At 76.6% G+C, this 19000-nt stretch carries 2 protein-coding genes; both read left to right on the top strand.

Going from position 1 to position 19000, the window contains the following annotated elements:
- The first annotated feature begins 166 nt into the window (after positions 1–166).
- Positions 167–1513 carry a serine hydrolase domain-containing protein gene (locus QWJ13_RS31340; protein ID WP_316528806.1) on the top strand — a complete coding sequence of 449 codons (1347 nt, stop codon included), beginning with the start codon at positions 167–169 and terminating at the stop codon, positions 1511–1513.
- Between the two features lie 112 nt (positions 1514–1625).
- Positions 1626–18998: a non-ribosomal peptide synthase/polyketide synthase gene (locus QWJ13_RS31335; RefSeq protein ID WP_316528804.1), complete on the top strand. Its 17373-nt coding sequence runs from the start codon at positions 1626–1628 to the stop codon at positions 18996–18998.
- The last annotated feature ends 2 nt before the right edge of the window (positions 18999–19000 follow it).

The following is a 19000-nucleotide window of genomic DNA, read 5'->3' as shown; positions in this document are numbered from 1 at the left end:
CGGCTCCGGGCCGGCCGGTTCCCCGGTCGATTCCGCGCGCCGGCGCGCATCCCGAGCCGCACGGTGACGGCGGCCGGGAATTCCCCGCCGTGTCGTACGGCAATCCGTAATTCCGCCGCGGGCGCCCGTGCGCCGGCGGCAAGAACCAGTAACGGGAGCTTCCGCCATGCCGTACCCCAGCTCGGCGCCCACCCGCGAGCGCGCGCCGCTCCTCCTGCTGCGCGGTGCGCTGCAGCACCGGCTCGACACGCTCGCGCGCGCCCACCGGGTGCCCGGCGCCCAACTGGTGCTGGACACCGGCTCGCAGACCGTCGCCCTGCACGCCGGGGTGGCCGACATCGGTACCGGGGCGCGCTTCACCGCCGACACCGCCGTACCGGTCGGTTCGCTCACCAAGCCGTACACGGCCGCGCTGGTGCTGCTGCTCGCCGAGGACGGCGACCTCGACCTGGACGAACCGGCCGCCGAGCACCTGCCGGAACTCCGGCAGCTGCCTGAAGTAACGATTCGCCACCTCCTCGGCCACACCGGCGGACTGCCCACCGGGCCCGACTCCGACGCCGCCGCCCGGACCACCGCGGCGCGCTACCTGTCCGCCGTGTGCACCGCCCGGGACGCCCTGTTCCCACCCGGGACGGACTTCTCCTACTCCAACGCCGGCTACGTCGCGGCCGGGCGGCTGGTGGAGACGGTGACCGGGATGCCCTGGCACGAGGCGGTGCGCGCCCTGCTGCTCGAACCCTTCGGCACCGGACCGGTGTTCGTCGACACCACCGACCCCGGGCGCCCGGTCGCCGCCGGGCACGCGCTCAACGCCGCGACCGGCCGGCCCCGGGCCGTGCGGCAGAACCTCGCCCCGCTGGAGGCCCCGGCCGGCGCCCTGCTGGCCAGCGCCACGGACCTCGCCGCGCTCGGCGCCGCCCTGGTCGGCCGGGCCAAGGCACTGCCCCCGGACCTCGCCGAGGAGATGCGCCGCCCCCAGCCCGGCGCCCGGCCGGGAGCCCTCGCCGACGGCTGGGGCGCCGGGGTGGCCCTCTACCGGCAGGACGGGCAGCTGTGGTGCGGCCACGACGGCAACGCCATGGGCACCTCCTGCCACCTGCGGGCCGACCCGGACAGCGGTGTGGTGGTCGCCTTCACCGGCAACGCCGGCGCCGCCACCGCGCTCTGGCGCGAACTCGCGGCCGAACTCGACGAGTTGGCCGGGATACGGGTGCCCGCCGCGATCGAGCCGGTCGGCGCGGGCGAGACCGTCCCGCTGCCCGAGTGCGCGGGAGACTACCGCAACGGCGCCATCCGCTACCGGGTCGAAGCGGCCGGCGGCGGGCAGCTCGCGCTGTCGGTGGACGGCGACCCGCCGATCCCGCTGCGCTGCTACGCCGACCTCTCCTACGACCTGGTCGCCCCCGACACCGGCCGCCCCGAGCCCGGCGGCGCCTTCCACCGGGACCCGGCCACCGGCCGGATCGACCGGGTGCAGGTCTCCGGGCGCACCGCCCGCCGGGCCGACTGAGTCGCACTGAGCCGCACCCCCGTACCGCCACCACACCGTCCCCCCGGGCCGAGGGCGGCCACCGCCTGCCCCGACCCACGTTCGTCGCCTCCGTCCGGAAGGACCTTCCGCCATGGCCGACCGGCCTGCCCAGCCCGTGCCTCCGTCCGCTGCGCCGCGGGCCGGCGCCGCCTCCACGCCGGAGAGCCGCACGCTCGACGCGCTGTTCGCCGCCCAGACGGCCCGCACCCCGCACGCGCCCGCGGTGACCGACGGCCGGCGCACCTGGACCTACCGGGAGCTGGCACACCGGGCCGAGCGGCTGGCCCGCGAGCTGCGGCGGCGCGGCGCCGGGCCGGAGCGGACGGTGGCGCTGGTCCTGCCGCGCTCGATGGAGCTGATCGCCGCCGAGCTGGCCGTCGCCCGGTCCGGCGCCGCCTTCCTGCCGGTGGACCCGGCCTACCCCGCCGAGCGGCGGGCCCTGATGCTCGGCGACGCCGCCCCCGCGATCGTGCTGGACGACCCGGCCGCCGTCCGCGAGCTGCTGGAGACGGACGGGCCCGCCGACCCCGGCCCGCACGCCACCGCCGGCCTCGACCACCCGGCGTACGTGATCTACACCTCGGGCTCCACCGGGACGCCCAAGGGCGTCGTCGTCACCCACCGGGGGATCGGCGGCTTCACCGAGGCGGCCGTCGAGAACTACGCGATCAGGCCCGGCGACCGGGTGCTCCAGTTCTCCTCGCCCAGCTTCGACGCCTCCGTACTGGAGCTCTTCGTCTCCGTGCTGACCGGCGCCACCCTGGTGATCCCCCCGGACGGCCCCTGGCTGGGCGAGGAACTCGCCGCCGTACTGGACGAGCACCGCATCACCCACACCCTGATCCCACCCGCCGCCCTGGCCACCGTCCCCGCCGGTGCGGGCCGCCATCTGCGCACCCTGATCGTCGGGGCCGAGGCCTGCCCCGCCGAACTGGTCGATCGCTGGGCGTCCGGCCGACGCATGATCAACTCCTATGGCCCGACCGAGGCCACCATCGTCGCCACCTGGACCGGCCCGCTCGCCGCGGGCACCGGCTCGCCCACCATCGGCGCCGCCCTGCCGCACGCCCGGGTGTACGTGCTCGACGAGGCCATGCGGCCCCAACCGCCCGGCAGTGACGGCGAGTTGTACCTCGGCGGCGAGGGCGTCGCGCGCGGCTACCTGAGCCGCCCCGGCCTGACCGCCGACCGCTTCGTCGCCGACCCCTTCGGCCCACCCGGTGCCCGGCTCTACCGCACCGGCGACCGGGCCCGCTGGAACGCCCACGGGGAACTGGAGTTCCTCGGCCGGCTCGACCGGCAGGTCAAGGTCCGCGGCTTCCGGATCGAACCGGGCGAGATCGAGGCCGCGCTGCGCGCCCACCCCGCCGTCGACCAGGCCGTCGTCGTGGTCCGCGAGGACGAGCCCGGCCACCCCCGGCTGGTCGGCTACGCCACGCCCGCCGACCCCGCGCTCGCCCCGGACCCGGCGCGGCTGCGCACCGCCCTGGCCGCCGCGCTGCCCGCCCACCTGGTGCCCGCCGCCGTCGTCGTGCTGGCCGCGCTGCCGCTCACCCCGCAGCTCAAGGTCGACCAGCGGGCGCTGCCCGCACCCGCCCGGCAGGCCGGCGCCGAACACCTCGCCCCGCGCACCGAGCACGAGCGCACCCTCGCCGGCATCTGGGCCGAGGTCCTCGGCGTCGACACGGTGGGCGCGACGGACGACTTCTTCGAGCTGGGCGGCGACTCCATCCTCGCCGCCCGAACCCTGGCCCGGGTCGCCGAACAGGCGGGCATCCGGCTCACCCTGCGGGACGTCTTCACCGCCCGCACCGTCGCCGCCCTCGCCCCGCTGCTCGACCGGCCGCCCACCGCCGCGCCGCCGGAGGCGATCCCGCCCGCCCCGCGCGGAGAGCCGCTGCCGCTCTCCAGCGCCCAGCACCGGCTCTGGTTCCTGGACGACCTCACCCCCGGCACCACCGAGAACAACACCGGCGTTGCCCTGCGACTGCGCGGCCCGGTCGACCGGGAGGCCCTCGGCCGGGCCCTGCACCGGCTCGCCGCCCGCCACGACGCGCTGCGCACCACCTTCACCACCGTCGACGGGCAGCTCGTCCAGCGCGTCGGCGAGCGGGCCGAACTGCCGCTGCGCACCGAGGACCTCGCCGACCTGCCGCCCGAGCGGCGCGCCGAGGCCGCCGAACGGCTGCTCACCGAGGAACTGCAACGGCCGTACGACCTGGCCCGCGGCCCGCTCACCCGGGCGCTGCTGGTCCGGCTCGCCGAGCAGGAACACCTGCTGCTGCTGGCACAGCACCACATCGTCACCGATGGTTGGTCGGTGGGCGTGCTCACCCGCGAACTGGCCGCGCTGCACCGGGCGGAAGCCACCGGCGAGCCGGACGCACTGCCCCGACCGGCGCTCCAGTACCCGGACTTCGCGCGCTGGGAACAGGGCCGCACCGACCACGGCGCGGACCTCGCCCACTGGAAGCGCGCCCTGGCCGGGCTGCCGACCCTGCGGCTGCCCACCGACCGTCCCCGGCCCGCCGAGCGCACCACCCACGGCGCGGCGCACCGCCACCACCTCCCCGCCGAGCTGGTGGACCGGCTGCGCCACCTCGCCGCGGGCCGCGGCACCACCGTGTTCACCCTGTTCGCCGGGGCGTCCGCGCTGCTGCTCTCGCGCTACTCCGGCCAGCGGGACGTGGCCTTCGGCACCGTCACCAACGGGCGCGAGCGGCGGGAGCTGGAAGAGGTGACCGGCTTCTTCGTCAACACCGTGGTGCTGCGCGGCGACGTGGACGAACGGGCCACCGTCGACCGCTTCGTGGAGCAGATGCGCACCACCCTGCTGGACGCCTTCGCCCACGCCGAGGTGCCCTTCGACCGGGTGGTCGAGGAACTGGCCCCGCCCCGCGACCCCAGCCGGACCCCGCTGGTCCAGGTCGTGGTCGTCCAGCAGACCCCCGCCGTCCCGGCGCCCACCGGCGGCCTGCGCTTCGAGGACCACCCGCTGCCCCGCCCGGCCGCCCGCTTCGACCTGGTGCTGGAGTTCACCCCGCGGGACGGCCACGGCTGCACGCTGACCGTGGAGTACAACACCGACCTGTTCGAGCGGCGGACGGTGGCCGCCCTGGCGGCCCACCTGCACCTCCTGCTGGCCGGGATGGCGGACGGGCCACAGCGCACCCTCGCCGAACTGCCGCTGATCCCCGAGCAGGAGCGGCGCGCGCTGCTCGACGCCTGGCGGGCGCCCGCGCACGGCGGGCGGGGCTATGTGCTCGACCGGGCGCTCCGGCCCCAACCTGTCGGTGTGCCAGGGGAGTTGTACGTCCCGAGCGATGACCGGCCGGAGGCGGTCGCCGACCCGTACGGCGGGCCGGGGGAGCGGCTGTACCCCACCGGGGAACTGGTGCGCTGGACGGCCGACGGCGAGCTGGAGCACCTCGGCCGGGTCGAAGAGCGCGGCCTGGCGGTTGAGCCGGCCCGCGACTGCGTCGTCCGCCATGTCGACCCGCGCACCCCCGCCGAGCGGGCGCTCGCCGCCATCTGGGCGGAAGTGCTGCGGCTGGAGCGGGTCGGCGCCGACGACAACTTCTTCGACCTCGGCGGCGACTCCATCCTCGGCATCCAGGTGGTGGCCCGCTCCCGGCGGGCCGGGCTGCCGGTGACCTCCCGGGACCTCTACCGGCACCAGACGGTCGCCGCCCTCGCCCGGGCCGCCGAGGACGCCGAGGCCCCGGTCGCGCCCGCCCCGGCGGCCGCGACCGGCGAGGCCGTCCCGACCCCGATCCAGCGCTGGTGGCTGGAGCGGGCCGCCGGGCGGGCCGGGCACTTCGGCCAGGCGCTCTCCCTGCTGCTGCCGGAGGACCTCGACCGGGCGGCGCTGGAGGACGCCCTGAACGACCTGGTCGCCCACCACGACGCGCTGCGCTCGGCCTTCACCGAGCCCGACGGCGCCGCGCGCTGGCAGATCCGGGAGTCGACCCCCCGGATCACCCTGGCCCGGCACACCGGCCCGGACACGGACACCCCGCACTTCGGCCCGTACGACCTGGGCGGTGGCGCGCCGCTGCTGCGTGCCGTCCTGCACGAGCGCGCCGAGGGACTGGCGCCGGTGCTCCACCTGGCCGTCCACCACCTGGTGGTCGACGGGGTCTCCTGGCGGGTGCTGCTGGAGGACCTCGACACCGCCTACCGCGCCCGCCGCGCCGGCACGGGGGCGCTGCCGGCGAAGTCCTCGCCGCTGCGGCAGTGGGCCGAGCGGCTGAGCGGCTTCGCCGCCGCCGGCGGCTTCGAGGACGAGACGGAGTACTGGGCCGGGGCGATCCCCGCCCAGCCCGCCGAGGCCTTCCCGGCCGAACTCGACGGCCCCGACAGCTACGCGACCGAACGCTCCGTCACCGTCCGGCTGAGCGCCGCCGACACCGCCGCCCTGCTGCGCACCCTGCCCGACACCTACCGCACCCAGGCCAACGACGTGCTGCTCAGCGCCCTCGGCCGGGCCCTGTGCGGGGCGAGCGGCCTGGAGCAGGTGGTGGTGGACATCGAGGGGCACGGCCGGGAGGAGCTGTTCGCCGACCTCGACCTCAGCCGTACGGTCGGCTGGTTCACCACCCGCCACCCCGTCGCCCTGGCCGTGCCCGCCGACGCCGACTGGGACACCGTCCTCAAGCGGGTCAAGGAGCAGCTGCGCGCCGTCCCCCGGCGCGGCCTCGGCTTCGAGGCGCTGCGGTACCTCGGCCGCCCCGGCACCGCGCCCGCGGCCGCGCCCGCCCGGATCAGCTTCAACTACCTGGGCCGGATCGCCCTCCCGGACGACCCGGGCGGGCTGTTCCACGGCACCTTCCGGCCGCTGGAACTGGACGCCGACCCGCGCACCGGGCGCCCCCACCCGCTGGAGGTGGTCGGCCGGCTCGACGGCGACGCGCTGGAGTTCACCTGGTTCCACTCCACGGCCGTCCACCGGAGTGCCACCGTCGAGGCGCTGGCCCGGCGCTTCGCCGAGGAGCTGGCCTCCCTCGCCCGGTACGCGGCCGGCCCCGGCGCCGCCGGGCGCACCCCGTCGGACTTCCCGCTGGCCCGGCTCGACCAGGCGGCGGTGGACCGGATCACCGGCGCGGACCCGGGCGCGGTGGAGGACGTGCTGCCGCTCACCCCGACCCAGTCCGGCATGCTCTTCCACGGCCTCGCCGAGGAGGACAGCGGCGCCTACTTCCAGCAGCTGGACTTCGTCCTGGAGGGCGTGCCCGACCCGGCGCGGCTGGCCGAGGCCTGGCAGTGGGTCACCGACCGCACCGAGCTGCTGCGCGCCCACGTCCGCTGGCAGCAGGTGCCCGAGCCGCTGCTGGTGGTGCACCGCCGGGCGGCCGTGCCGGTCACCCGGCTGGACTGGCGCGAACTGCCCGAGGAGGAGCGCGGCGACCGGCTGGCCGAGCTGCTGGACCGGGACCGGGCCTGTGGTCTCGACCTGGCGCGGGCGCCGCTCCAGCGGCTGGTGCTGATCCGGCTCCCGGAGGAGCGGGTGCGGGTGCTGTGGTCGTTCCACCACCTGATCCTGGACGGCTGGAGCCTGTTCCAGGTGCTCTCCGACGTCTTCGCCGTGCACGCCGCGCTCGTTCGCCCGGGGTCGGACGCCCCTGGCTCGGGCACCGCCGTCCCGTACGGCACCGTGCCGGAGCGCCGGCCGTACCGGGAGTACCTGGCCTGGCTGGCCGGGCGCGACCACGCGCGGGCGGAGCGGTACTGGCAGGGCCGGCTCGCCGGGCTGGCCGAGGCGACGCCGCTGCCCTACGACCGTGAGCCGGTCGGCAGCCACCGCGCGGAGTCCACCCGGGCGGTGCCGTTCACCCTGCCCGCCGCCGCGACCAAGGCCCTGGACGGCCTCGCGCGCGGCGCCGGGCTCACCCTCAACACCCTGGTCCAGGGCGCCTGGGCGGTGCTGCTGGGCCGCCAGGCCGGGCGGGCGGAGGTGGTGTTCGGCACCACCTCCTCCGGGCGGCCGCCCGAGCTGCCCGGCGTCGAGGCGATGACCGGCCTGTTCATCACCACCCTGCCGACCCGCACCGCGGTGCCCGCCGAGGGCACCCTGCTCGACTGGCTGCGCGTGCTGCAGCGGGAGCAGAACGAGGACCGTCGGCACGGCTTCGTCCCGCTCACCCGTTTGCGGGCCGGCACCGAACTGCCCGAGCAGAGCGGCCTGTTCGACAGCCTGGTGGTCTTCGAGAACTACCCCGTCGACGAGGACGCGGCCGGCGCCCACGGCCTGCGGCTGCGCGACCTGGACGGGATCGAGACCACCAACTACCCGCTCGCCCTGCTCGCCTACCCGGGCCCGGAGCTGTCGCTGCGGCTCTGCTACGACCCGCGGCTGTTCGACGAGTCCACGGTGCGGCGGCTGGCCGGGCAGCTCGCCACCGTGCTGACCGCCATGCCCGAGGGCGCCCACCGCCCGCCCGCGCGGCTGCCGCTGCTGACCGGAGAGGAGCGCCGGCGCGTCCTGGTCGACTGGAACGCCACCGCTGTGGAGCAGCCCGCCGGTGACATCGCCGAGCTGTTCGCCGAGCAGGTGCTGCGCACGCCCGACGCGATCGCCGTGGAGGCCGGATCCGAGCGCCTGACCTACCGCGAACTCGACGCCAGGGCCGCCGAGTCGGCCGGGCGGCTGGCCGCGCGCGGGGTCCGGGTGGAGCAGCCGGTCGGGGTGCTGATGGAGCGCTCCGTGGAGCTGGTCGTCGCCCAGTTGGCGCTGGTCCGCACCGGCGGGGTCCACGTGCCGCTGGACGGGCGGGCGCCGCGCGAGCGGCTGCACCGGATGCTGGCCGAGGCGGGCGCGGAACTGCTGCTCACCGACGCCCACTGGGCGGACACGGCCACCGAACTGCTCCCGGCCGAACGGGTGGTGCGGGTGGACCAGTCCGGCGGTCGGCATGCGGCGGCCCCCGCGGCCGTCCACCCCGACAACGTCCAGTACCTGATGTTCACCTCGGGCTCCACCGGCACCCCCAAGGGCGTCGCGGCGCGCCGCCGGGACGTCGCCGCGCTCGCCCTGGACCGCGCCTTCGCCGGTCACGACCGGGTGCTGGTGCACTCCCCGCACGCCTTCGACGCCGCCACCTACGAGCTGTGGGTGCCGCTGCTGCGCGGCGGCACCGCCGTCCTGGCTCCACCGGAGGACCTGGACGCCGCCGCCGTCCGGCACGCCGTCACCGAGCGGGGCGTGCGCTGCCTGTGGCTGACCGCCGGGCTGTTCCGGCTGCTCGCCCAGGAGGATCCGGGCTGTCTGCGCGGCGCCCGCGAGGTGTGGACCGGCGGCGAGGCGGTGCCCGGCGCGGTCGTCCGCAAGGTCCTGGCGGCCTGCCCCGGCCTGACCGTGGTCGACGGCTACGGCCCGACCGAGACCACCACCTTCGCCACCCGTCGGGTCTTCCGCGCCGGTGACGAGCTGCCCGCCGTGCTGCCGATCGGCCGCCCGCTGGACAACACCCGGGCGTACGTCCTGGACGGCGCTCTCCAGCCGCAACCCCCGGGCGTCACCGGGGAGTTGTACATCGCCGGGGCCGGGCTCGCCCGGGGCTACGCGGGCCGCCCCGGCGAGACCGCCGCCCGCTACCTCGCCGACCCGTTCGGCCCGCCCGGCACCCGGATGTACCGCACCGGCGACACCGTCCGGTGGAGCGAGGACGGCGAACTCCACTTCGTCGGCCGCGCGGACGACCAGATCAAGATCCGCGGCTTCCGGATCGAGCCCGCCGAGATCGAGGCCCGGCTCACCGCCCACCCGGCCGTCGCCGAGGCGGTGGTCTCGCTGCGCGAGGACGCCGGACGCAAGCGGCTGCTTGCCCATCTGGTGCCGGCCGAGGGCGCCCAGCCGCCCGGCGCCGCCGAGCTGCGCGCCCACCTGGCCGCCGACCTGCCCGACTACATGCTGCCCGCGGCCTTCGTCACGCTGCCCGAACTCCCGCTCACCGCCAACGGCAAGGTGGACCGCCGACGGCTGCCCGCCCCGGACCTCCGGCAGGCCGCCGACGACCGCCCGCACCGCGCCCCCGGCACCGAGACTGAACGTCTGCTCGCCGCGATCTGGGCCGAACTGCTCGGCGTGGAGCCGGTCGGGCTGGACGACGACTTCTTCCTGCTCGGCGGCGACTCCATCCTGAGCATCCAGGTCGTCTCCCGGGCCCGCGCCGCCGGCCTCGCCCTCTCCCCGCGCGACCTGTTCCGGCACCCCACCGTCGCCGCGCTGGCCGCGGCCGCCGGCAGCGCCGTCACCGTGGCCGGCACCGAACCCGTCAGCGGCGAGGTCGGCCTGACCCCGATCCAGCACTGGTTCCTGGATCCGAACCCGCCCTACGCCGAACACTTCGACCAGTGCGTCGTGGTGCAGACGCCCGGAGCCGTCGACCCCCACGCCCTGCGCCGGGCCCTGGCCGCCCTGTGGGCCCACCACGACGCGCTGCGCGGCCGGTTCGTCCGCGCCCAGGACGGCACCTGGCGGCAGTACTGCGCCCCCGCCGAGGAGGCGGCGCCCGAGCTGCTGGAGATCTGCGAGGGCGCCCCGGACGAGGCCGGGCACCGCACCTACCGGCTCGACGGCGGCCCGCTGCTCACCGCCCGGCTGTCCACCTCCGACGGCACCCGCCCCGACCGGCTGCTGCTGGCCGTCCACCACCTCGCCGTCGACGGCGTCTCCTGGCGGGTGCTGCTGGAGGACCTGGAGACCGCCTACCGGCAGGCCGTCGAGGGCCGCCCGCTGCGGCTGCCCGCCCGGACCACCTCCGTCCGCGCCTGGGCCCGCCGCCTGGCCGAGCACACCGCCGCCGGCGGCTTCGCCGACCAGCGCGCCCACTGGGCGGCCGCCGCCCGGGCCGGCGCCGAGCCGCTGCCGGTGGACGGCGAAGGCGGCAACACCGCCGCCGACCTGCGCCGGGTGAGCGTCCGGCTGGACCACCAGCGCACCGACGCCCTGCTGCGCCACGTCCCCGGGGTCTACCGCACCCGGATCGACGAGGTGCTGCTCACCGCCCTCGGCCGGGTGCTCGCCCGGTGGGCCGGGCGGCCCACCGTCGCCGTCGCCCTGGAGGGCCACGGCCGCGAGGACCGGCTGTTCGACGACCTCGACCTGTCCCGGACGGTCGGCTGGTTCACCTCGCTCTTCCCCGTCGCCCTCGACATCCCGGCGGGCGACTGGGGCGCCGCCCTCAAGGCCGTCAAGGAACAGCTGCGGGCGGTGCCGGACCGCGGCCTCGGGTACGGCGCGCTGCGCCACCTCGCCCGGGACGAGGCGCTCACCGACGCGCCCGCCCCCGGCATCAGCTTCAACTACCTGGGCCGCTTCGACTGGTCCGCCGACGGCGCCGCCCTCGTCCACGCCGTCCCCGGCGGCCTCGGCGGCGCGGAGGCCCCCGGCACCGAGCGCCCGCACCTGCTGGACGTGGTCGCCCGGATCGAGGACGGCGAGCTGGAGATCGGCTGGTACTACAGCGCCGGTCGGCACCACGCCGACACCGTCACCGGGCTCGCCCAGGCCATGCTCGGCGCGCTGACGGAGATCGTCGCCCACTGCGCCGAGCCCGGCGCCGGCGGCCGCACCCCCGCCGACTTCCCGCTCGCCCGGCTCGACCAGGCGGCGGTGGACCGGATCGCCGGGGACGGCCGCGGCGTCGCCGACGTCTACCCGCTGACCCCGATGCAGGCCGGGATGCTCTTCCACAGCCTGCTCGACCCGGACGGCGACACCTACGTCAACCAGGTGCGGCTGGTGCTCACCGGGGTTGGCGACCCGCGGGCACTGGCCGAGGCCTGGCAGCGGACCGCCGACGCCAACGCCGTGCTGCGCACCCGGCTCAGCTGGCAGGACGGCGCCGAACCGCTCCAGGTCGTCCAGCACAAGGCCGTCGTCCCGGTGGCCCACCACGACTGGACCGGCCGCCCCGCCGAGCAGGTCGAGCAGGACACCGCCCGGCTGCTCGCCGAGGACCGGGCGGCCGGGATCGACCTGGCCGGCGCCCCGCTGCTGCGCCTCACCCTGATCCGGCTGACGCCGACCAGCGTGCGGATGGTGTGGACCTTCCACCACGTGCTGCTCGACGGCTGGAGCGCCGCCCAGGTCTTCGACGAGGTGTGCGAGCGCTACGCCGCCCTCACCTCCGGCCGAGCGCCCGCCATCGTCGAGCGGGCGCCCTACGCCGACTACCTGCGCTGGCTGGCCGGCCAGGACCGGGCCGAGATCGAGCGCTACTGGCGGGCCACCCTGGCCGGCTTCCCCGCCCCCACCGAACTGCCCCGGGACCGCCGCCCGGCCGGCGCCCACCGCGCCTCCTCCTCGGCCACCGTACGGGTCGCCCTCGGCCCCGAGCTGTCCGAGCGGCTGCGCACCACCGCCCGGCAGGCCGGGCTGACCGTCAACACCGTGCTCCAGGGCGCCTGGGCGCTGCTGCTCTCCCGCTACGGCGGCGGGGACGACGTGGTGTTCGGCACCATCGTCTCCGGCCGGCCCGCCGAACTCCCCGGCGTCACCTCGATGGTGGGGCTGTTCATCAACGCCCTGCCGACCCGGGTCAGGATCGACGGCCGGCGCCCGCTGCTGGAGTGGCTGCGGGAGGTGCAGGACAGTCAGTCCGAGGCCCGCCGGCACGACGCCGTCTCGCTGGCCCAGCTCCAGGGCTGGAGCGAACTGCCCGGCGGCACCGCTCTGTTCGACAGCATCGTGGTCTTCGAGAACTACCCCTTCGACGCCCGGGCGCTGACCCGGCACGGCCTCGGCGTGGAGACCGAACAGGTGCTGGAGCCGACCAGCTACCCGCTCGGCGTGGTGGTGGCCCCCGGCGCGGACATCGAGGTCAGCCTCGATCACGACCCGGCCGCCTTCGACACCGCCACCGTCGAAGGGCTCGGCGCGAGCCTGCGCACCCTGCTCGCCGGAATGGCGGCCGACCTCGACCGGCCGACGGCCGAACTTCCGCTGCTGGAACCGGACCTGGGACGTGAACTGCTGGAGCGCCTCGGCGGCGCGGTACGCGAAGCGCCCCGGCACACCCTGCCCCAGGCCTTCGCCCGGCAGGCCGCCCGCACCCCCGAGGCCCCGGCGGTCCGGGCCGGCGACACCGTGCTGAGCTACCGGGAGCTGGACGAGCGCTCCAACCGGCTGGCCCGGCTGCTGATCGAGGCCGGGGCCGGCCCCGAGCGCTTCGTCGCCCTCGCGCTGCCCCGCACCGCCGAACTGGCCGTCGCCCTGCTCGCGGTGCTCAAGAGCGGCGCCGCCTACCTGCCCGTCGACCCGGGATACCCGGCCGAGCGGATCGCCTACCTCTTCGAGGACGTCCGGCCCGACGCCGTGGTCACCACCGCGGTGAGCCGACAGCGGCTGCCGGACGGCCCGTTCACCCGGATCGTGCTGGACGACCCGGCCTGCGCCGACCGACTGGCCGCCGCCCGCGCCGACGCCGTACCCGAGGAGGAGCGGCACACCGCCCTCCGACCGGAGCACCCCGCGTACGTCATCCACACCTCCGGCTCGACCGGCCGCCCCAAGGGCGTTGTGGTCGCCCACGCCTCGGTGCTCGCCCTGACCGACTGGGCCGCCGCCGAGTTCGCCGGCCACGGGCTGGCCCACGTGATCGCCGCCACCTCGCTCAACTTCGACGTGTCGGTGTTCGAGATCTTCGCTCCGCTGCTCTCCGGCGGCTGCGTGGAACTCGTCCGGGACCTGCTGGCCCTGGCCGAGCGCCCTGGTCCCTGGCGGGCCGGACTGCTCAGCGCGGTGCCCTCGGCCCTCGGCGGGCTGCTCGCCGAAGGAGCCGTCCGACTCGCCGCCGACACCGTGGTGCTGGCCGGCGAAGGACTGCCCGCCCGGACCGTGCGCCAGGTCCGCGAAGCCGTCCCCGGCTGCCGGGTGCTGAACATCTACGGACCCACCGAGGCCACCGTCTACGCCACCGCCCACAGCTGCGACCCCGCCGACCCGGACCGCGACCCGCCGATCGGCCGGCCGGTCGGCGGCACCCGGGCCTACGTCCTGGACGAGCGGCTGCGCCCGGTGCCCGTCGGCGCGCCCGGGGAGCTGTACCTGGCCGGCACCGGCGTGGCACGCGGCTACCTGCGCCGCCCCGGGCTGACCGCCGCCCGCTTCCTGCCCGACCCGTACGGCCCGCCCGGTGATGGGACCCTCGCCCCCGGCCGGGCGGCCGGGAGCTGCCCCCAGCCCGGCGGCGGGCCAGGAGGGAGGATGTACCGCACCGGCGACCGGGTGCGCTGGAGCCCGGACGGGCAGCTGGAATACCTCGGCCGGGCCGACGACCAGGTCAAGGTGCGCGGCTTCCGGATCGAACTCGGCGAGCTGGAGGCCGCGTTGGCCCACCACCCCGAGGTTTCGGCGGCCGCCGCCCGGGTGGTCGACCAGGACGGCCACAAGCGGCTGGTCGGCTACGCCGTGCCCCGCGAGGGCGCCGCCCTGCCCGACCAGGCCGCGTGGCGGGCCCTCCTCGGGCGCACCCTCCCCGACCACCTGGTGCCCGCCCTGGTGGTGGCGCTGGAGCGGCTGCCGCTCGGCGCCACCGGCAAGCTGGACCGGCGTGCCCTGCCCGAGCCGGTCTGGACCGTCAAGGCGGTAGCCGGCGCCAGGCCCCCGCGCACCGAGGCCGAGCGCGCCCTGGCCGCGATCTGGCAGGAGGTGCTCGGCGTGCCCGACGTGGGCGCCGACGACAACTACTTCGCGCTCGGCGGGGACTCGATCCTCGGCATCCAGGTCGTCTCGGCGGCCCGCCGGGCCGGACTGGCACTCACCCCCCGGCACCTGTTCGCCCACCAGACCCTGGCCGAACTCGCCCGCGCCGCCGAGCGGTCGCCGAGCCCCGAACTCGCCGCCGAACAGGGCGCGGTGACCGGCGAGACGCCGCTCACCCCCGTCCAGCACTGGCTGCTGGACACCCTCGACGGCGACCCGGCCGCGCTCACCCAGTCCGTCTCCTTCACCCTCGCCCCCGACACCGGGGCCGAGCCGCTGCGGGCCGCGCTGGCCGCCGTCCTGGAGCACCACGACGCGCTGCGGCTGCGCTTCGAACCGCTCCCCGACGGCCGGTGGCGCCAGTGGGGCAGCGCACCCGGCCAGGCGCCCGAACTGCACGTCCACCAGGCGGCCGAGGGCGAGGAGCGGGAGGCCGTCCTGCTCCGGTTGACCGAGCGGCTCGCCGAGGGCTTCGACCTGGCCGCCGGACCGCTGCTGCGAGCAGCCCTCTGCCGCTTCCCGGGCGATCCCCGCCCGGTGCTGCTGCTGGCCGCGCACCACCTGGTGGTGGACGCCGTCTCCTGGCGCATCCTGCTGGAGGACCTGGAGCGCGCCCACCGCGCGCTGAGCGCGGGCGAGCGGCCCGACCTCGGCGCCAAGAGCACCTCCTTCCGGGCCTGGGCCGAACGGCTCGCCGCGCACACCGCCTCCGGCGGCTTCGACGACGAACTCCCGTACTGGCAAGGGCTGGTGGACGAGGGCCTGCCGGTGGACCTGGACGGCGCCAACACGGCCGACACCGAGGAGTCGCTGAACTTCGCCCTGGGCGTCGAGGACACCCGCCGACTGCTCCAGGACGTCCCGGAGGCCTACCGCACCCGGGTCAACGACGTCCTGCTCTGCGCCCTCGGCCGGGTGCTGGCCCGCTGGACCGGACGGCGCCGAGTGGTCGTCGCCCTGGAGGGCCACGGCCGCGAGGAACTCTTCGACGGCGTCGACCTGTCCCGCACCGTCGGCTGGTTCACCGCGCTGTACCCCGTCGCCCTGGACGTGCCCCGTGACGCGGACACCGGCGCCGCCCTGAAGGCCGTCAAGGAGGGCCTGCGGGCCGTCCCGCACGGCGGCCTCGGCCACGGCGCACTGCGCCACCTCACGTCCGCGGACCTCGCGCTGCCGCAACTCGGCTTCAACTACCTGGGCCGACAGGACCGCGGCGCCGCCCCCGGCGGCCTGCTGCACGCCCCGGCCGGCCCGCTCACCGGCGGCATGGACCGCGCCGCCCGGCGCCCGCACCTGCTGGACGTGCTCGGCCTGGTCAGCGAGGGCCGGCTCTCCTTCACCTGGTCCTACTCCCGCGCGGTGCACCACCGCGCCACCATCGCCCGGCTGGCCGCCGAACTGCTGGACGAGCTACGGGAGATCGTCCGCCACTGCGCCGAACCCGGCGCCGGCGGCCGCACCCCCTCCGACTTCCCGCTCGTCGCCCTGGACCAGGCCGCCGTCGACCGGCTGGCCGGCACCGGGCGGGAGGCGGCGGAGATCCAGCCGCTCACCCCCACCCAGACCGGCATGGTGCTGCACGGCCTGGACGAGGCCGAACACGGCCTGTACGTCGAACAGATCACCTTCGTGCTGGACGGCGCCCGCGACCCAGGGCCGCTGGCCGCCGCCTGGCAGCACGTCGTCGACCGCACCCCGGTGCTGCGCACCTCGGTGGTGCTGCGCGACGTCCCGGTGCCGCTCCAATTGGTCCACCGGGAAGCCGTGCTGCCCGTCACCGAACACGACTGGAGCGAACTGGCCGAGCCCGAGCGGCAGCAGCGGCTGGAGGAACTGCTCGCCGAACAGCGGGCCCGCCCGCTGCCGCTGGACCGGGCCCCGCTGCTGAAGCTCGACCTGGTCCGGCTCGGCCCGGACGCGGTGCGGGTGGTCTGGGCCTTCCACCACGTGCTGCTGGACGGCTGGAGCGTCTTCCACGTCCTCGCGGACGTGCTGGCAGCCCACGCGGCACTCGCCCGGGGCGAGCGGCCCGAGCTGCCCGAGCGCCGGCCCTTCGCCGACTACGTCGGCTGGCTCGCCGCCCGCGACACCGGCGCCGCCGTCGAGCACTGGCGCGGCGTGCTGGCCGACCTCGCCGCCCCCACCGCGCTGCCCTACGACCGCCGCCCCGCCCAGGGCGACACCGCCCGCTCCGGCGACTGGCTCTCGCACCGGCTGGACGAGGCCACCACCGAAGGCCTCCAGGAGTTCGCCCGCCGCCACCGGCTCACCCTCAACACCGTGGTGCAGGGCGCCTGGGCGCTGCTGCTGTCCCGCTGGAGCGGCGAGCAGCGGGTCTGCTTCGGCACCACCGTCTCCGGCCGGCCCGCCGACCTGCCCGGCTCCGACGGCATCGTCGGCCTGTTCATCACCACCCTGCCCGCCCGGATCGCGGTGGACGGCCGGAGGCCCTGCGCCGACTGGCTGCGCACCCTCCAGGAGGAGCAGGCCGAGGACCGCCGGTACGACCACCTGCCGCTGGCCCGGATGCGCGGGCTGAGCCAAGTCCCGCCGGGCACCGAGCTGTTCGACAGCCTGGTGGTCTTCGAGAACTACCCGGTCGGCGAGGCCACCGCCGGTGCGCACGGCCTGCTGGTGCGCGAACTGGACGCCCGGGAGGCGACCAACTATCCGCTCACCGTGGTGGTTTCGCCGGGCGAGCGGCTCGCCGTGGAACTCGGCCACGACCCCCGCTACCTCGGCCGGGAGACCGCCGAAGGGCTGGCCGCCCAACTGCTGCACGCCCTGGCCGTGTTGGCCGCGGCCGACGGCTCCACCCCGCTGGACGAACTGGACCTGCTGCCGCCCGGCGAACGGGAGCGGCTGCTGCACGGCCCGGCCCGCCCGGCGCTCGCCCCGGTGCCCCCGGCGACCCTGCCCGCCCTCGTCGAGACCGCCGCCGACCGGTGGCCGCAGGCCGTCGCGCTGAGTGCCGGCGACCTGCACCTGACTTTCGCCGAGGCCGAGTCCCACGCCAATCGGCTCGCCCACCGGCTGATCGCGCGCGGCGCCGGCCCCGGGGAGATCGTCGCCCTGCTGCTGCCCCGCTCGGCGGAGATGCTGCTCGCCGAACTGGCGGTGGCGAAGAGCGGCGCCGCCTTCCTGCCCGTCGACCCGCACTATCCCGAGGAGCGGATCGCGGCGATGCTGCGCGACGCCGCGCCCGCGCTGACCCTGGACGCCAAGGAGGTCGCCGAACTCCTCGCCGCCTCGGACGGCGCCCCGGAGCACCGCCCGAGCGACGCCGACCGCACCCGCCCACTGGACGTGGACGACCCGGCCTACATCATCTTCACCTCCGGCTCCACCGGCACGCCCAAGGGCGTCGTGGTCACCCACCGCGGCCTGGCCGGCTTCGCTGCCGCCGAGGCCGCGCACTACCAAGTCGCCGAGGGGGACCGGGTGTTGGCCTTCGCCACGCCCAGCTTCGACGCCTCGGTGCTGGAACTGTGCCTGGCCCTGCCGCACGGCGCCCGACTGGTGGTGCCCGAACCCGGGCCGCTGCTCGGCGAGCAGCTGGCCGAACTGCTCCGGGAACGGCGGATCACCCACACCCTGCTGCCGCCCGCCGCCCTGGCCACCCTGCCGGCCGGCACTCCGGGCACCCTGCCCGCGCTGAAGACCCTGATCGTCGGCGCCGAGGCCTGCGGCGCCGACCTGGTGGCCCGCTGGGCCCCGCACCACCGGATGGTCAACTCCTACGGCCCCACCGAGGCCACCGTGGTCGCCGCCTGGTCCGCCCCGCTGGCCGCGGACGGCGCCGCCCCGCCGATCGGCCGCCCGCTGCCCGGCACCGCCGCGTACGTCCTGGACGCCCGGCTGCGTCCGGTGCCCGACGGCGTGCCCGGCGAACTGTGGCTGAGCGGACCGGCCCTGGCCCGCGGCTACCTCGGCCGCCCCGGCCTGACCGCCACCCGCTTCACCGCCGACCCGTACGGGCCGCCCGGCGCCCGGATGTACCGCACCGGTGACCTGGTGCGCCGCGACCGGCACGGCGAACTGCACTACCTGGGCCGCACCGACCACCAGCTGAAGCTGCGCGGCCACCGGATCGAGGCGGGCGAGGTGGAAGCCGTCCTGGTGCGCCACCCGGCCGTGCTGGACGCCGTGGTGAGCGTCCGGGAGGACGAACCCGGACTGCCCCGGCTGGTCGCCCACCTGCTGGCCGCCCCCGGCGGCGAACCGCCGACCGGCGCCGAACTGCGCGCCCTGGCGGCCCGCTCGCTGCCCGGCCACATGGTCCCCGCGGCCTTCGCGGTGCTGGAGCGCTTCCCGCTCACCGCGAGCGGCAAGACCGACCGCGCGGCGCTGCCCGCCCCCGACCCGGGCGAGGCCGAGCCGGCCGGGCGGGTGGCGCCCCGCACGCCCACCGAGGAGGCGGTGGCGGAGATCTGGGCCGAGACCCTGCACACCGCCGTCGGCGCCACCGACGACTTCTTCCAGCTCGGCGGTGACTCGATGCGGGCCCTGCTGATCGCCTCCCGCGCCAACGACGCCTTCGGCGTCACGCTCACCCCCCGCGACGTGCTGGTCTCCCGCACCGTGGCCGCCCTGGCGGAGCTGATCGAGGACCTGGTGCTGAGCGAACTGGAAGCCGCAGCACTGGAAGCCGCAGCACTCGACGGTGCCGCACTCGACGGTGCCGCACCGGAGGGCGCCGCACTCGACGGCGCAGACGAAGCCGCAGCCCACGGCGGCCCCGACGATGACGAACGGTGAGG

This window comes from Kitasatospora brasiliensis (assembly GCF_032654805.1).
In the GTDB taxonomy this organism is placed as follows: domain Bacteria; phylum Actinomycetota; class Actinomycetes; order Streptomycetales; family Streptomycetaceae; genus Kitasatospora; species Kitasatospora brasiliensis.
Note: the sequence above shows the minus strand (reverse complement) of the source record. Positions and strands in the feature narration are given on the sequence as shown.